Origin of the sequence: Arthrobacter sp. UYCu511, from assembly GCF_040547105.1 — a bacterium.
In the GTDB taxonomy this organism is placed as follows: Bacteria; Actinomycetota; Actinomycetes; order Actinomycetales; family Micrococcaceae; genus Specibacter; species Specibacter psychrochitiniphilus.
Genome location: NZ_JBEPPB010000019.1, coordinates 24,696 through 39,674 on the forward strand (window position 1 = coordinate 24,696; position 14,979 = coordinate 39,674).

At 60.7% G+C, this 14,979-nt stretch carries 14 protein-coding genes; 10 read left to right on the top strand and 4 right to left on the bottom strand.

The window, feature by feature from the left end; all coding sequences use genetic code 11:
* Positions 1-162 precede the first annotated feature (162 nt).
* Entirely contained in the window at positions 163-804 is a 642-nt protein-coding gene (locus ABIB48_RS17895; RefSeq protein ID WP_354213804.1) for an alpha/beta hydrolase, read from the top strand.
* Between the two features lie 203 nt (positions 805-1,007).
* Complete coding sequence (locus ABIB48_RS17900; RefSeq protein WP_354213805.1) at positions 1,008-1,973, top strand: hypothetical protein; 966 nt, start codon at positions 1,008-1,010, stop codon at positions 1,971-1,973.
* A gap of 31 nt (positions 1,974-2,004) precedes the next feature.
* On the opposite strand, the gene ABIB48_RS17905 is transcribed toward ABIB48_RS17900, so the two are convergent.
* Positions 2,005-3,288, bottom strand: coding sequence for a DUF445 domain-containing protein (locus ABIB48_RS17905; protein ID WP_354213806.1), 1,284 nt, complete (start codon positions 3,286-3,288; stop codon positions 2,005-2,007).
* 23 nt (positions 3,289-3,311) lie between these two features.
* Between ABIB48_RS17905 and ABIB48_RS17910 the strand changes: the two genes are divergently transcribed.
* From ABIB48_RS17910 to ABIB48_RS17925, 4 genes are all read left to right on the top strand, one after another.
* Complete coding sequence (locus tag ABIB48_RS17910; protein WP_354213807.1) at positions 3,312-4,139, top strand: glycerophosphodiester phosphodiesterase; 828 nt, start codon at positions 3,312-3,314, stop codon at positions 4,137-4,139.
* Between the two features lie 61 nt (positions 4,140-4,200).
* Positions 4,201-6,045 carry a glycoside hydrolase family 15 protein gene (locus ABIB48_RS17915; protein WP_354213808.1) on the top strand — a complete coding sequence of 615 codons (1,845 nt, stop codon included), beginning with the start codon at positions 4,201-4,203 and terminating at the stop codon, positions 6,043-6,045.
* On the top strand, positions 6,042-6,848 hold the full coding sequence (locus ABIB48_RS17920) for an AzlC family ABC transporter permease (RefSeq protein WP_354213809.1): 807 nt from the start codon (positions 6,042-6,044) through the stop codon (positions 6,846-6,848). Before ABIB48_RS17915 ends, ABIB48_RS17920 begins: the two co-directional genes overlap by 4 nt.
* Positions 6,845-7,156 carry an AzlD domain-containing protein gene (locus ABIB48_RS17925; RefSeq protein WP_110105851.1) on the top strand — a complete coding sequence of 104 codons (312 nt, stop codon included), beginning with the start codon at positions 6,845-6,847 and terminating at the stop codon, positions 7,154-7,156. Before ABIB48_RS17920 ends, ABIB48_RS17925 begins: the two co-directional genes overlap by 4 nt.
* On the opposite strand, the gene ABIB48_RS17930 is transcribed toward ABIB48_RS17925, so the two are convergent.
* Positions 7,133-7,846 carry a DUF5684 domain-containing protein gene (locus tag ABIB48_RS17930; protein WP_354213810.1) on the bottom strand — a complete coding sequence of 238 codons (714 nt, stop codon included), beginning with the start codon at positions 7,844-7,846 and terminating at the stop codon, positions 7,133-7,135. The genes ABIB48_RS17925 and ABIB48_RS17930 overlap by 24 nt on opposite strands.
* Before the next feature lie 97 nt (positions 7,847-7,943).
* Between ABIB48_RS17930 and ABIB48_RS17935 the strand changes: the two genes are divergently transcribed.
* A complete protein-coding gene (locus ABIB48_RS17935; RefSeq protein WP_110105853.1) occupies positions 7,944-8,276 on the top strand; it encodes a thiamine-binding protein in 333 nt (110 codons plus the stop codon).
* A 45-nt stretch (positions 8,277-8,321) separates the two neighbouring features.
* Here ABIB48_RS17935 and ABIB48_RS17940 read toward each other — a convergent pair whose 3' ends face one another.
* Positions 8,322-8,984, bottom strand: coding sequence for a TetR/AcrR family transcriptional regulator (locus ABIB48_RS17940; RefSeq protein ID WP_354213811.1), 663 nt, complete (start codon positions 8,982-8,984; stop codon positions 8,322-8,324).
* Positions 8,985-9,195: 211 nt separating this feature from the next.
* On the opposite strand from ABIB48_RS17940, the gene ABIB48_RS17945 reads away from it, so the two are divergent.
* Both ABIB48_RS17945 and ABIB48_RS17950 read left to right on the top strand, forming a co-directional pair.
* Complete coding sequence (locus ABIB48_RS17945) at positions 9,196-11,472, top strand: ABC transporter permease (protein ID WP_354213812.1); 2,277 nt, start codon at positions 9,196-9,198, stop codon at positions 11,470-11,472.
* 177 nt (positions 11,473-11,649) lie between these two features.
* Positions 11,650-12,510: a spermidine synthase gene (locus ABIB48_RS17950; protein WP_354213813.1), complete on the top strand. Its 861-nt coding sequence runs from the start codon at positions 11,650-11,652 to the stop codon at positions 12,508-12,510.
* On the opposite strand, the gene ABIB48_RS17955 is transcribed toward ABIB48_RS17950, so the two are convergent.
* Positions 12,488-13,951, bottom strand: coding sequence for an amino acid permease (locus ABIB48_RS17955; protein ID WP_354213814.1), 1,464 nt, complete (start codon positions 13,949-13,951; stop codon positions 12,488-12,490). The two genes, ABIB48_RS17950 and ABIB48_RS17955, sit on opposite strands and share 23 nt — an antisense overlap.
* 191 nt (positions 13,952-14,142) lie before the next feature.
* On the opposite strand from ABIB48_RS17955, the gene ABIB48_RS17960 reads away from it, so the two are divergent.
* A complete protein-coding gene (locus ABIB48_RS17960) occupies positions 14,143-14,937 on the top strand; it encodes an IclR family transcriptional regulator (RefSeq protein WP_110105952.1) in 795 nt (264 codons plus the stop codon).
* The last annotated feature ends 42 nt before the right edge of the window (positions 14,938-14,979 follow it).

Consider the following 14,979-nt stretch of genomic DNA (forward strand, 5'->3'; position numbering starts at 1 on the left):
AACCAACATAAACAAAGAAAGTTTGGATTGAGGTGGGGTGTTCCACCATTCATCCGGGAGAAAAGGTCGCTTTGAACCACCAAAGCGACCTTTTCTCCCGGATGGATTTGATTCACGGATTTGGCGCACGGATTGGGCGCACGGAGCCGGTAGTCTGGCGCCATGGAAACTGTTGCGTGGTCCCGCCCGGAAGGTGACCGAGCGGGCAAGCCGCTGCTGCTCATGTTGCACGGCTACGGATCCGATGAATCCCGCATGAGTGCACTCTTCAAGGACATGCCACAGGGTTTTGTGTGTGCAGCGCCACGGGCATCACGGAAGATTTCAGGTGACTGGGGCTGGTTCTTGCTGGATTACTTTCTGGCCAACGACTTTGCCGAAGTGATGGGTGCCGCCACGAAGTTGCTGGGATGGCTGGATGCGCAAATGCTCCAGCACCGCTTCAGCTCGGTGTCCGTGCTGGGTTTCTCACAGGGCATGGCCATGGCAACCATGCTGATCAGGCTGCGCCCGGACCTGTTCACAACCGGTGTGGGCCTGTCCGGCTTTGCCCTGCACAATGAGCTCCTGGCAACCATGGAACCGTTGACCACAAAGATCCCGTTCTTCTGGGCGTACGGGGACAAGGATCTTGTCATCAATGCCCAGGCCAAGGAGTTCACGGCCGGGTGGCTGGCCGCCAACACCGAGCCGCAGCAGGCCCGTTATGAGGACCTGGGGCACACCATCCGCCATGATGAGCTCGGGGATGTGGCCTCGTTTTTGACCGCTAATGTGCAAGGTTCTTTTGTGCCCAAGGCGTAGTTGAGAAGACCTCAGGCGGTGGGCTGTGGGGCCGGGTTATTCCGCTTGGGTGCGGTGATAACTGGCCTCTTGGAAGCACGACGTCGGCACCTCCCTGGCGCTCGCAGGCTAGGCGCCCTGTCTGCTCACCTCATACACGTTCCCTGAGGCGGCGCTCAGGAATGCCGGATACCATTTAATAACAAACAGGGCAGGGGAGTTTCATGACACGTAAAGATCTCAACCATGTGGGGATGAATGCCGCGCAAGGGTTCACCGCAGATTCAGGGTTCACCAGTAATGCGGCACAGTCTAACCCAGCGGTGAAGATGGTGGCGGGAGTGGCGTTCGATGAGAAGGGTAACCCGACCCCTGTCTTGCACCGGCTGTTGCTAAGTGCTGTAGAGGTGCAACGGCCCTTGGTGCTGGCGAATCTGCGCCGCCTGCGCAGGCGCTACCCCTATGCCACCTCATTTGAACTGAGTCAGCGCTTGGAGCGTGACTTCCTCGCAAGTGTAGGTACGGGCGGAGCGGCCATCGGGGCCACGGCCATCATTCCTGGATTCGGCACGGTGGTGGCACTGTCCATTTCCGCAGCGGCAACCGTGGTGTTTCTCGAGGCCACGGCTCTCTACGCACAGTCGGTGGCCGAGTTGCACGGGGTGCGTCTTGCAAACCCGGAGAGTGCACAGCTGGCCGTCATGACTATCATCTTGGGTGATGAGGGCCAGGCCCTGCTGGCGGGTTTGACCGGGCACGCGCTCGGCACTGGCAAAACACCCATGCAGGCCTGGGGGAAATCGGTGAGCAAAAATATGCCGCTGGCCACCATAAGGACGCTCGTGGCGCCGGTGCAAAAGCGGTTCCTGAAGAAGATGGCGGTCAAGGGCAGTGCTTCCATTGTGGGGAAAGCCTTGCCGTTTGGCATTGGTGCCGCGGTGGGCGGCGTGGGCAACTACATGATGGGCAAGGCTGTCATCGCCTCTGCCAACCGCGCCTTCGGTCCGGCGCCGTTGGATATCCCGCCGCTGCTGCTGGCTGAACTTGAGACCGCGAAAACGGCTAAGCCCGTGAAAGCGGGTAAGTCAGCAAAGCCCGTGAAGCCCGTGAAGCGAGTGAAGCCCAAGAAGGCAGGGAAGACGCATGGAATTGATGTGCCCGTGCCCGAATTTAGGCCGCACAAGCCCTGAGCTGACACCCGTAAGAACTGACGCGCGAGCGTCAGTGGAACACGAGCGTCGCAATGGTGAAGATCGCCAGACCTGCCAGGGATCCCACTACGGTGCCGTTGATGCGGATGAACTGCAGATCCTTGCCCACCTGAAGTTCGATCTTCTGGCTGGTTTCCGCTGCGTCCCAACGCTCCACCGTGTCAGTGATCAGAGAGGTGATTTCATGCTTGTATGTGCCCACGAGATAGGCTGCCGCGTCTGAAATCCATTTGTTGGCCTTGGCAGCCAGTTCCGTATCTGAGACCAGGCGGGCACCAAAGTCCTGAACTGCGGAGGTGAACTTCAGGCGCAGCTCGGACGTGGGATCCTCCACCGCATCAGTTAGTGCAGCCTTGAGCGTTTCCCAGGTGCGCCCGGCCAGCTCCCGCACTTCCGGGTCTCCCAGAACCTGGGCCTTGATGCCCTCGGCCTTGGCGATCATGGCCGGATCGTGTTGGAGTTCCTGGGCCAAATCCTTCAAATAATCGTCCAGTTTCAGGCGGACCTCGTGGTGCGGATCCTCCTGTACGGCAAGGGCAAACTTGTGGATTTCGGTGTAAATTTTATCTCCCACCAGGCCGTCCACAAATTGTGGCACCCAACTAGGTGAACGGGTCGAAACCAGTCCACTGATGGTGGTGTGGTTGCTTTTGATCCATGCGGTGGAGCGGTCCACCAGAAGATCGACCAGGGAGTGGTGGTGGCCGTCTGCAAAGATCCGTTCCGCGAGCTTGCCAATGGGCGGGCCCCACGGCGGCTCCAGGACATGCTTGCGCACCATGGATTCGATGACGTCCTTGACGTCGTCGTCCTTCAAAACGGCAATCGCCCCGCGCATCGCGGCCGCGCCCTCGGTGGCCACCCGCTGGGCACTTTCTGGCCTTGCCAGCCACGTCCCCACCTTCTGGGCAATCTGGGTCTTGGCCAGCTTCTGGGACACCACTTCCTCGGACAGGAAGTTGGTTTCCACAAATTCCGCCAGGGAAGAACCAATCTCGTCCTTGCGGTTGGGGATGATGGCCGTGTGCGGGATCTTCAGGCCCATGGGATAACGGAAGAGTGCCGTCACCGCAAACCAGTCGGCCAGGGCACCCACCATGCCGCCCTCGGCCGCGGACCTGACATAGGCCAGCCAGGGGAAGCGTGGCGCCAGGGCAAAGGCAAAGCAAAACACCACCGCCATGAATACCAACAATGCCAAAGCGATGTTCTTCATGCGCCGCAGCGCTGCCGCCTTGGCAATATCCGGGTGCGGTGAGAGGCCGGTCGGGTCAAGCTGTTGTGTCGAAGCCATGACAGTAAGCGTAGCGTGAGGCCATGACAGCTATGATCTTCGCCCACCGCGGATCCAGTGCCGCCTATGCCGAGCACACCCGCGCCGCCTACCTGCAAGCCATCGCCGACGGCGCCGACGGCGTGGAGTGCGATCTTCACCTCACCGCGGACGGTGCCCTGGTGCTCCTCCACGACGAAGACATCAGCCGCACCTCCAACAGTTCCGGGGCTGTGGCGAAGATGACACTGGCCCAGCTGCGCGCCGTGGATTTCAGTTCCTGGCACGGGTGCGCCATCCCGCCCGAATTTGGTACTACGGCCGAACAGTTGCTGACGCTGGCCGAACTGCTGGACATTCTCAGCACGGCTTCCCGTCCCATGAGTCTCGCCATTGAATTCAAATACGGCGGCCACTTTGACCCGGCGCTGGTTGAGGCGGCGCTGGACACCCTGCGCGGCCGCGGCTGGAGCCCGGAGACCTCCACGGTGGTACACAGTGTGGGACACGCGGTGGGAGAAATTGAGGTCTCCTTCATGTCCTTTCACCCCGAGGCAGTGCTGTTCTTGGCCCAGCATGTGGCCGCGGAGAAACTGTGTGCACTTCTTGAAGTTGTTGGACCCGAGGACCGCCTTCAGTGGCAACGCCAGCAGTTGGTGGACGACGGCGTTGCCCTCCTCGCCGGACCCGGCGTTCAGTACCTGCGCACTCACCTAGGTGACGTTGCCCGCTGGCTGGCCGTGGGACGTACCCTGCGGGTGTGGACGGTTGACAGTGCCCAGGACCTGGAACTTTGCCTTGGTGCTGGCGTCACCCAACTGACAAGCAATAAGCCCCGGGCGCTCCGGGAGATGCTCACGGAGCGGCACTAATACAGACTGCCTTTACAGACGGCCTTGACGTTTTGGGCACGCCATGTGATTGCATGGAACAATGGCATCGAGAATTGAAGACTACGCCCTCCTATCAGACCTGCACACAGGCGCCCTAGTGGGCCGCGATGGGAGCATTGACTGGCTGTGCTTTCCCCGTTTTGATTCACCTTCTGTGTTCACTGCACTGTTGGGAACCAGCGACCATGGCCGCTGGCTGATGGCCCCATCCCACCCCGAGGCGACGGTGGCGCACCGCCGCTACGTTGGCCGGACCTTTGTGCTTGAAACGGTGTGGGAAACCCCAACGGGGACGGCAAAAATCACTGATTTTATGCCGATCGGGGACAGGCGGGCGTCCCTTGTGCGCCGTATTGAAGGAATTAGCGGCAGTGTGGAATTTCAGCAGAACATCACTATCCGCCCGGGCTACGGCAAGGTGTTGCCATGGGTGCGCAGGGTTAAGAATGCGGATGGTTCCGAAGGAATTGTGGGCGTTGCAGGACCTGATGCATTGGTATTGCGAGGAGATGAGCTGCCGCACGCGGCCCACCGCGAACACGCAGGAAAGTTCACGGTTCAGGCCGGGGCCAGGGTTGAGCAGGAATTGGTTTGGTACCCCTCCCACCGGCCGGAACCGCGCCCCATTGATACGGACGCCGCACTGGCTGCGACCTGCAGGTACTGGGATGACTGGGCTGCACGCTACAACCACGACGGAAAATATGCGGGAATCGTTGAGCGTTCCTTGCTGGTGTTGCGTGCTCTGACACATCAAGACACCGGCGGTATTGTGGCTGCGCCCACTACCTCACTGCCGGAAGAGTTCGGTGGTGCACGGAACTGGGACTACCGTTTTTGCTGGCTGCGCGATGCGGCTCTCACGCTTGAAGCCATGCTGACCCACGGTTACGCGGAAGAGGCGCTGAAATGGCGTGACTGGTTGTTGCGGGCCGTGGCGGGCGATCCGGAAGACCTGCAAATCATGTACGGGCTGTCAGGAGAGCGGGACCTGCCCGAAGGTGTTCTGGACCATTTGCCCGGCTATGAGGGCGCAGCGCCGGTGCGCATTGGCAACGGCGCCGTGGGGCAGTACCAGGCCGATGTTGTGGGCGAAGTCCTCGTGGCGTTGGAAAAGCTTCGGCTTGCCGGTGGGCACGAGGACCACTTCTCGTGGCCATTGCAACAGGCCATGCTGGGTTTTGTAGAGAATCACCTTTCCTCGCGTGACCATGGCATCTGGGAGATGCGCGGGGATTTGTCCTACTTCACACATTCGCGGGTGATGATGTGGGCCGCTTTTGACTGTGCTGTCCGGGCCGTGCGCAACCACGGACTGGCTGGCCATGTTGAACGCTGGGAAGAGTTGCGTGAGCAATTGCGGGCCGAAATCATGGAACACGGCTTCAACAAGGAACTGAACACCTTTACCCAAACGTACGGCGGAACCACCACGGATGCTTCCTTGCTGGTGCTTCCCCAGGTGGGATTTGTGGGTTACGGCTCCCCGGAAATGCTGGGCACGGTGGCCGCCTTGGAATCTGAGCTCGTGGATGAGCACGGGCTGATTATGCGCTACCAGACCACCTCCGGCATTGACGGTTTGGAACCTGGCGAACACCCGTTCCTAGCCTGCTCCTTCTGGCTTGTGGAACAGTACGCACACACCGGACGCCGCCCGGAAGCCGTGGTCCTCATGGACACCCTTGTGGGCCTGGCGAATGAGGTAGGCCTGCTCAGTGAGGAGTATGACATGGGGCGTGGCCGCATGGCCGGAAACTTCCCCCAAGCCTTCTCGCACCTGGCCCTGGTCCGTGCAGCCGATGCCTTGCACGGCACAGAACACCTGAGTCTGTCTACTGAGCCCATTGACACGAACACCATGCCTATCATCATTTCCCAGTGAGCGTCAGAGGGCTCGCTGCGGAGCTGAAAGGCTCCCCGGCAGCGAAAATTGGCGCCTCAATTGCCATTGCAACGGGCTTGTACGGGGTGTCCTTTGGTGCTCTTTCCGTTGCATCCGGGCTGAGCTTTTTCCAGACCTTGGTGCTGAGCCTGCTGCTGTTCAGCGGAGGCTCGCAATTTGCCTTCATCGGTGTGATTGCCGGAGGCGGATCCGGTGTGGCCGCCATGAGCGCCTCCGCTCTTTTGGGCATCCGCAACGGTGTTTATGGCATGCAGATCAACGCCCTTTTGCGTCCTGCCGGATGGCGGCGCCTTGCGGCCGCACACGTCACCATTGACGAATCGAGCGCCACGGCAACGGGACAAACGGACCCAGATGAGCAAAAGCGTGGTTTCTGGGTTGCCGGGCTGGGCATTTTTATTCTGTGGAACATCATGACCGCCGTGGGCGCAGTGATCGGCAACGCCCTGGGTGATCCCAAGCAATGGGGGCTTGACGGTGCTGCCGTGGCAGCGTTCCTGGGCCTGCTCTGGCCGCGAATAAAGGCAATCCAGCCGGCTGCGATCGCCGTGGTGTGCGCCCTCGTGACCCTGCTGGCGGTATCGTTCGTGCCACCGGGCGTCCCCATCTTAGTGGCCGCCCTCGCGGCCGGGATCATTGGCTGGTTCCGCAGAGGAGGCACCCCGTCCCATGCTCCAGGTCATATTGACGACGGTCTGGAACCTGATATTGAGCCTTACCGGCACAGCCCCGGACCCAGCAGCGAGCACAGCACGCCCGGCACGGACGGGGGCCAGCCATGAATCTGTGGTTTTGGGTGCTGGTGGCCGCGGTTGTGGGGTATTTGACAAAGCTGCTGGGTTACCTGGTCCCGGCGAAGGTGCTCGCCAATCCGCGGATGTCGCGGGTGGCAGGAACGTTGACCATTGGCCTGTTGGCCTCCCTGACGGTTGTTAACGCCGCAGCCAGCGGCGCCTCCGTTGTGGTGGATGCCAGGATCGGCGCCCTCGTGGCGGCCGCAATTGCGCTTTGGTGCAAGGCGCCATTTCTCGTGGTGGTCCTCGCCGGGGCCGGGGCCGCCGCCGGGCTACGGCTGCTGGGCTGGCCCTGAGCCGAACGGGTTCTGCGCAGGATCCTGCTGGTTGGGACCCGCCGGCTGGCCATCCGGTGCAGCGGGGTAGGGTGCTGCGGGGTATTGGGCGTTCGGATCCTGCGGGTTGGGATACTGCTGCTGGCCGTATTGCGCTGGCGGGTACTGTGCGTTCGGGTATTGCTGGCCGGGGGCGGCCGCGTACTGCTGCTGGACAAATTGCTGCTGCCCGTAGTACATGGCTTGCTGCTTCTGATCGGCGCTTAGGTACGACGGTCCGCGGTACGCGGCATCACCATAGGAGAGAATGGCGGCAAAAACAACGGGTAAGAGGACCAGACCCACCGTGAAACCGGTATCCTTGCCGAAAGACTTGGACATGTCATTCATAATGACAATCATCATGTAGATGTTGAAATACGGGATGAAGAGGAACCAGAAATGGGATTCTGGGCGCCCTACCATCTTCACCATGATCCAGCTGTTGTAGAAGGGCACGAACGCCTTCCATTTGGCATACCCGGCCTTGTTGAAAACTCCTGCCCAAGCGAATCCGGTGACCAGCCAGGCAACCACAAAGATGAGCGCGTAGATGCCCATCAGGGCCATGAAGAAGGCCGCGAATGCTGCGGAATCCATGGTGGTGTCGTAGCTGTAGTCGTAGGGGTCCGGGGCAGGGGCCAGCGGAAGTGCAAAAAGAGTGGGAAGCATTTTAGCTACTTTATCTGGAACCCGTGCATACGCCAATGGGGTGGACTGCCCATAATAGAAGCAGCACCCGTAAACACAACCCATCAAGGAGATTCTCATGATTGTGGCTTTTTCAGTGGCACCCAGCGGCACACCCCTTGACGCACCGGCCGGCACCGGTGATGACGCATCCGTCCACACTGCGGTGGCGGCGGCCGTGAAAGTGGTTCGCGAATCAGGCCTGCCCAACCGGACAAGTTCCATGTTCACCGAAATTGAAGGTGAATGGGATGAGGTCATGGAGGTTATCAAGCGCGCTACCGAGGCTGTGGGCCGTTATGGTTCGCGGGTCTCCCTGGTGCTCAAAGCCGATATTCGCCCCGGCCATACTGGCGAACTCGACGGCAAGGTGAGCCGGCTGGAAGGGGCCTTGGACGGGATCGGTCAGTAACGCCGGCTACCCGGTTCATGTGCGGCTGGTTTAGGACAGCCCGGTTCAGATCAGGCTGGGAATGGTTGGCGGGCTCAGGAAATCCTCGCTGTGTGTCACCGGCGCCGCCAACATTCCCGCCCCGGCATCAATAAGGAAATAGCCCACGGACGTCCAGTTGCCGTGCTGTGTACCCGCCTGCAACGCAGCCTCAAATTCGGCACAAATGCCCAACGCCAAATGTCCCAGCACGCTGGCCCGTGCCCGCAAAATGGGCTGCGAAATATCACTCAAACTATCGCGCATGCGAAGGAATAGCTCATCGAAGCCGTCGTTCGTTTCAAAGGACGACGCCAGTACTTTCGCTGCGGATGGGACCGAACGCACCTGGTAGAGGAATTGTGCACGCCAACTTGGCTGTGGCATAGCGGCGAGTTGCTCCACCCACGGCAATATCCGGCAGGCAATCACCTCCCGTAGCCCTGCGTCCTCGGGCAGGTCTGCCAGAAGTTCGTTGCGCCGCCCTTGCATGCTGTGCAGGTGGCGTTCAAGCAGTGCTCGGATCAATTCGTCCCGGTTGCCGAAGTGGTAGGCCACGGCCGAATGGTTATGGGTCCCCACATGCTCGGCAATCTTTCGGTTTGAGACGGCATCTACCCCGTGAATGGCAAAAAGTTCCTCGGCAGCATCTAGCAGTGCCTCGCGCGCCTTGTCTCCGTGATGTCCCATGATGCCCACTTTCTTTCAACTCACCACCGTACCGTGGCCGGGTGCCGCTGTGATGCTGCACTCGTCTTATTCCTTTTTACGCCACGTGGCGTAAAGTGGTTAAATACGACCGTCGGCACGAGATGTGCCAACAGCGCCAGGCAGCTTTCGGGCACATTTTTCTGGCAAGACGGGGCACCACGTAACTTTAGCCAGCACCAGGAGTATGAACTTGAGCAGCAACTCAGAGAACCCAAGCGAGCCAACGCCGGGCAATGAACCCACCGTGTACGGGAAAAACGCTGCGGCCACAGCGCCCGTCACGAAGCATGACCCAGTGGCCTCAAACCCAGTGGCCTCAAACACGGAGGCGGAGAGCGTACCCGGTGCGCCAATTCCTGCAGCCGGGGTGAGCGCAGAAGAGGCAGAGGCGGCTGCGGGCAAGCGCGCCAAGGCTGAAACCATTGGACGCTACGTGGCCATGTTTATGATGCCGCTGATCATGGTGGGAATGATGGTTGGCGGTTATCTGGCCGCCATGCACTCCCCGGCACCGAACAACATGCCCATTGCAATTGCCGGAGCCCCAGCCGCCGCGGGGGCGTTTGCCCAGACGCTGGAAACAACAGATCCGGATGCCGTGGATGTCCGCACAGTTGCCAGTGCCCAAGAAGCACGCAGGCAAGTTGTGAGCCGTGAGGTTAGTGCCGCCGTCGTTATTGAAAACGGCAAGGCCACCCTGTACACGGCCGGTTCCGCCGGAGTTTCGCAGGCCACAACGGTGACTGGGCTCCTTGCCCCGCAAATCATGGCTCAAGGACTGCAGCTACAGGCGCAGGACCTCGCGCCGCTTCCGGACACTGATAAGTCCGGGCTGGGGGCCATGTTCATGACCACCGCGCTCATCATGGCCGGATACCTGCCATTTAGCCTGACGCTCTCCAATTCCCCGGAATTGCTGCGTAAGCGCCGTGCTGTGCCTTTGCTGGCAGGCTGGGCGGCACTTGTTTCCGGGTTGGTGTGGGCTGTGACCGGTCCGATTCTAGGGGTGGTGCAAGGACATGCATGGGCTGTGCTGGGAATTTGCTGGCTCGGTGTCTTTGCCGTCGGTGCGGTGCAGTTGCTATTCACTCGACTTCTGGGGCCCTTGGCCATCATCGTAGCCATGCTCCTTCTAATGGTGCTGGGCGTACCAGCCTCCAACATGGGCCTATCCGTGCACACCATGCCCGGCTTCTACGCATTCCTGCACTCTTTCCTGCCCACGCCTGCACTGGGTGAGGCGCTGCGTTCGGTCATGTACTTTGACGGTGTAGGAGTGGCACCTCACCTTATTGTCCTTGCGATCGGGGCGGTCGTAGCGTTACTGCTGACCTTCGGATATGACGTGTACAAGTCCCGCAAGCACCCCAATGCTCCTGAGCCGTTCGTTGCCGTGCAATCCCTGCATGGTGGCAAGCGCCCCAAATCACGTTTCTGGCGCTACACCGCGCTGCTGTTCTTCCCGTTCGCCATGGTGGCCATGATGATTTCCTTCATGCTCGGCGCCATGGGGGAGCCCACGCCGCGCGATATGCCTGTTGCCATTGTCGGTGCCACAGCTGAGGCCAGCCAAGAGGCAGTGAACCAGCTGGACACCAATATGGCGGGACTCTTTGATTTGCGTGCTGTGGACTCTGAGAACGAGGCCCGCGCCTTGGTTCACGATCGCCAGGTCACGGCTGCACTGGTACTGCCTTCGGCACAGGACAGCTCCGCGTTGCTGCTGACCAATGAGGCCGCAGGATCCAGTGCCCAGCAGCTTGTCACCACCATCTTCGGGCAGGTAGCTGCTGGCCAGGACATGACGCTGAACGTTGAAAACACGGCGCCGCTGACAGATGGCGACAGTGCTGGAACAGTCCCCATGTACATGGCGATGGGCTGGATGATGGCGGGATTCTTGATCATCGTTGTTGGCGCCAACGCAGCACCCGCCTCACGGGCGCTGCGTAAACTCATACCGATCGTGGCCGCCTGGTCAGTGTTCATGTCTGCGGTGCTCTATCTGATTGCAGGGCCCATGGTTGGGGCCATTCACGGTCACTTCTGGCCACTGTTCGGAATAGGCATTGTGGCCATCTTTGCCATGGCCATGGTTGCAGCAGTTTTTGAGCGACTCATCGGGATGCTCTCCATCTTGCCGGTGGTTGCCATTCTCATGTTTGTCGGTATCCCCGCCTCGGGAGGGGCGCTGTCCATCTACATGCAGCCGGAAATTTTCCGGACGCTCCATGACATTTTGCCGATGCCGGCAGCTGTTGAAGCTGTCCGCTCCGTCATGTACTTTGGCGGCGACGTAGTGGGCGGGGCGCTGCTCAACTTTGGCATCTGGGGAGTTCTCTCGTTGGGGTTGGTGGTTGTGATTGACCGCTTCAAACCGTTGAACACCGGTACCCACTCCCCGTTGAACGAAGACACTTCGCCCACGGCGCAGGTGGAGCGCGAGCGAGAACTGCTCGCAGTCTAACGAGTGACCCATGCCGGCGGCGGGCGGAAGTTCCAACTGTGCTGCCGGCATGGGCAACTGGCCCAGGGCCGGACTGTCACTGAAAATGCAGGCGAAAACTTGCTCGGTGCTACTGCACTACGCTGGCAGGGTGATTACTTTCCCGGCTGCCAACAGCAGCACCACTGCGAGCCTCTAATGGGACGTCAGCGCACACCAAAAAATGTTGCGGCCGAGCCTGAGCCCGGCATCAGAGGGCCCGTGGCCGGAACCTTCTCAACCGATACCGGCACGGCGGTACTGATTCCCGACGGCGACAACCCCAACGGCTGGCTCCTCCTGCTCAATGGCGTACAAAGTTCCCACGTTGACCTGGCCGACCCGCTGCGTCTGGACTTTGAATACATGCGCTGGATCATGGCGCTGGTGCAGGACCGCTGGGATGCCGGGGCAAATCTGCGCACGCTGAGCCTGGGCGGGGCGGCTTGCTCCATGCCGCGCTATCTGGTGGCCGCCTACCCGAACTCCCGCAACGTGGTGGTGGAGATTGACGGGAAGCTGGCCAACTACGTCCGGGAATGGTTTGATTTGCCCCGCGCGCCGCTGCTGAAGATCCGGGTGGGTGAGGCACGCGAAGTCACCGAATCGCTGACAGCGGGCAGCCGGGACCTGGTGATCCGGGATGTTTTTGCCGGGTCCAAGACGCCGTTTGCGCTGACCACAGCAGAATTTACCAGCGCCGCCAAGAAGGTACTCATTCCCGGCGGCGTATATGTTGTTAACTGCGGTGACTCACCCGCGCTGGCCGTTGCGCGGCGCGAAGCCGCCACCATTGCGGGCGCATTCAAACACACCGTGATCATCGCGGACCCGCCCATGTTGAAGGGGCGCCGCTCCGGCAATGTCATCATTGCTGGCAGCGACTCCCCACTGGGTGACGGCGCCGGATTGCCCCGGGCCCTTCTGGGCGGTGCCATGCCCGCTCAGCTGTGGGATGACAGTAAAGTACGCCAGTTTGGGCGCAGCGCCCTAGTGCTCAACGATGCCGAACCGCAGTAGCTGCCTCTAGCGCCGGCTCCGGTACCTGGCTAGCCGCGGCGGCAGGCGGGGTTTCATCGAGAAGGACGGCCCGGCGTCGTCCATCACCACGGACCCACAGCCTAAAGGCAAGGGTCAGCAGCACCAGCCACGCCACCCCAACATAGAGTGCCACCCGGGTGTCAGGGTAGATTCCCAACAGCACGATGATGCCCAGCATGAACACGCTTGTCAGGATCGAGGCGAGCGGCCAGAGCGGCACGGGGAAGGTGGAGGGGGCAAGGTTGTTGCGGGAGATCTCGCGCTTCATGGCCACATGCGAGGCCAGGATCATCATCCACACCCACACCGTTGCGAACGTGGCGATGGAGGCGATCAGCAAGAATACGTCCTCGGGGATGGTGGCGTTCAGGACCACGCCCACCAGTAGCACGCCCGTCATGAGCATGACGGTCATCCACGGCACTCCGCGTTTGGAAATACGGCCAAAGGCGGCGGGTGCGTGGCCTTGTTGGGAGAGGCCGAACAGGACGCGACCGGCGCCGAAGATATCGCTATTGATGGCCGAGAGAGCCGCCGTGATGACTACTGCGTTGAGGATGTGCGCCGCCAAGGGAATGCCCAGGGAATCAAAAATTTGGACGAAGGGGCTGGTCTCGCCCGTGATGTCATTCCACGGGATCAGGCTCATCAGCACGCCCAACGTCAGAACATAGAAGAGCAAAATACGCACCGGAACGGTGTTGACGGCCGCCGGGATCGACTTGCCGGGATCCTTCGCCTCGCCAGCCGTCACACCAATGGTTTCAATGCCGCCAAAGGCAAACATGACCACGGCGAACGCGGCCAGCAACCCCACCCAGCCGTTGGGCAGGAATCCGCCATTGTTTACAAGATTGCCCAGGCCCGAAACCGCCTGTGCGCCGTCCATGTGGAAACCGAAAATTATAATGGCCACTCCGCCGGCGATCATGGCGAGGATGGCCGAGACCTTGATGAGGGAGAACCAAAATTCCAGCTCGCCGAACACCTTCACGCTGAGCAGGTTGATGGCGGCCAGGAAGAAGATGATGGCCAGAACCCAGATCCAGCGCGGGACATCCTGGAACCAGAAGCCCATGTAGATGCTGAAGGCCGTGACATCGGCAATGGCCACGATGGCCATCTCAAAAACATAGGTCCAGCCGGTGATGAATCCTGCTAGTGGGCCTAGATAGCGGCTGGCATATTGGCCAAAGGAGCCGGATACGGGGTGCCGGACGGCGAGTTCACCCAGGGCGCGCATGACCATGAAGACTGCCGCGCCGGCAATGATGTACGCCAGCAGGACGCCCGGGCCGGCCTTTTGGATGGCACTCGAGGAGCCGTAGAACAAGCCCGTGCCGATGGCTGAGCCCAACGCCATGAAGCGGATATGGCGGGCGTTCAGGCCGCGGGTAAGTGCGGATCCCTTGGAGTTCATGAGTGAGCCTTCTCACGCAGCGCGAATGGTGTGCTGCGTCATTGTCAAAGCAAATGGCGTGGCAAGCCTCACTCATCTGCCGGTTTCTGGGCCGAAAGTGTCCTCAGCATCCCGATATTCTGGGATTTCAGACGCCAATATTCTATATTGTGGAAAGAGTCATGGCGATTTGCGCCGACGATGAGGGGATCATGACAAACACTGAGCTTAAGCCTTCCAAGGTCCCTGCCGCAGAGAACACTTTGCGGATACTGAAACTACTCTCCTCCAAGCGTGGACCGCTGGCGGCTTCCACCATTGCCACTACCTTGGAACTGCCCCGATCCAGTGTCTACCACCTGCTGGGGGTAATGGAGCAAAGCGGCTTTGTTATGCATCTGCACGAGGAGCAGCGCTACGGATTGGGTGTTGCCGCCTTTGAGCTCAGCAGCGCCTATTCACGGCAAGAGCCCTTGTCCCGGCTGGGGAGGCCGCTGCTCGCGGCGCTCGTGGACAAGCTTGGAGAAAGCGCCCACCTGGCAGTCCTGCATGGGCGTGATGTCCTGTACATCGTCGAGGAACGGGCCAAACACCGGCCCTCCTTGGTGACCGACGTGGGGGTGCGGCTTCCCAGTCACCTCACGGCTACCGGCCGAGCAATTCTGGCCGCTCTGCCCAAGTCCCAGGTTCGGGCATTGTACCCCAACGCGGCAGCCTTTAGCTCCCTGACCGAAGTGCCGGCCCCCATTGCCAAGTACTCCACACTGTCCGCCCATCTGGATCAGGTGCGGCTCCGCGGCTACTCCACCGAGAACGGAGAGATCTCGGACGGGTTCGGCTCGGTGGCGGCTGCGGTCACTGATCATCTCGGCTGGCCCGTGGCTGCTGTGGCCGTGACGTTTCTGGAGGAAAAGGTTCCGGCAGAGAAGTGGCCGGATCTTGCGGCGCACGTCATCAAGGTTGCCGGGGAACTCTCGGTGCGGATCTACGGGCGCCGCGAAGGCTGAATAGTAGGTCTCCGGGCGCGCGCGGAGGTCGTTGTTAAGATT

Excerpts from the sequence above, each read along its gene's own strand:
- ABIB48_RS17940 (WP_354213811.1), bottom strand. The coding sequence starts at position 8,984 with ATGGGACATCACGGAGACAAGGCGCGCGAGGCACTGCTAGATGCTGCC.
- ABIB48_RS17900 (WP_354213805.1), top strand. The coding sequence starts at position 1,008 with ATGACACGTAAAGATCTCAACCATGTGGGGATGAATGCCGCGCAAGGG.
- ABIB48_RS17950 (WP_354213813.1), top strand. The coding sequence starts at position 11,650 with ATGGGACGTCAGCGCACACCAAAAAATGTTGCGGCCGAGCCTGAGCCC.
- ABIB48_RS17925 (WP_110105851.1), top strand. The coding sequence starts at position 6,845 with ATGAATCTGTGGTTTTGGGTGCTGGTGGCCGCGGTTGTGGGGTATTTG.
- ABIB48_RS17915 (WP_354213808.1), top strand. The coding sequence starts at position 4,201 with ATGGCATCGAGAATTGAAGACTACGCCCTCCTATCAGACCTGCACACA.
- ABIB48_RS17935 (WP_110105853.1), top strand. The coding sequence starts at position 7,944 with ATGATTGTGGCTTTTTCAGTGGCACCCAGCGGCACACCCCTTGACGCA.
- ABIB48_RS17905 (WP_354213806.1), bottom strand. The coding sequence starts at position 3,288 with ATGGCTTCGACACAACAGCTTGACCCGACCGGCCTCTCACCGCACCCG.
- ABIB48_RS17930 (WP_354213810.1), bottom strand. The coding sequence starts at position 7,846 with ATGCTTCCCACTCTTTTTGCACTTCCGCTGGCCCCTGCCCCGGACCCC.
- ABIB48_RS17960 (WP_110105952.1), top strand. The coding sequence starts at position 14,143 with ATGACAAACACTGAGCTTAAGCCTTCCAAGGTCCCTGCCGCAGAGAAC.
- ABIB48_RS17895 (WP_354213804.1), top strand. The coding sequence starts at position 163 with ATGGAAACTGTTGCGTGGTCCCGCCCGGAAGGTGACCGAGCGGGCAAG.
- ABIB48_RS17910 (WP_354213807.1), top strand. The coding sequence starts at position 3,312 with ATGACAGCTATGATCTTCGCCCACCGCGGATCCAGTGCCGCCTATGCC.
- ABIB48_RS17955 (WP_354213814.1), bottom strand. The coding sequence starts at position 13,951 with ATGAACTCCAAGGGATCCGCACTTACCCGCGGCCTGAACGCCCGCCAT.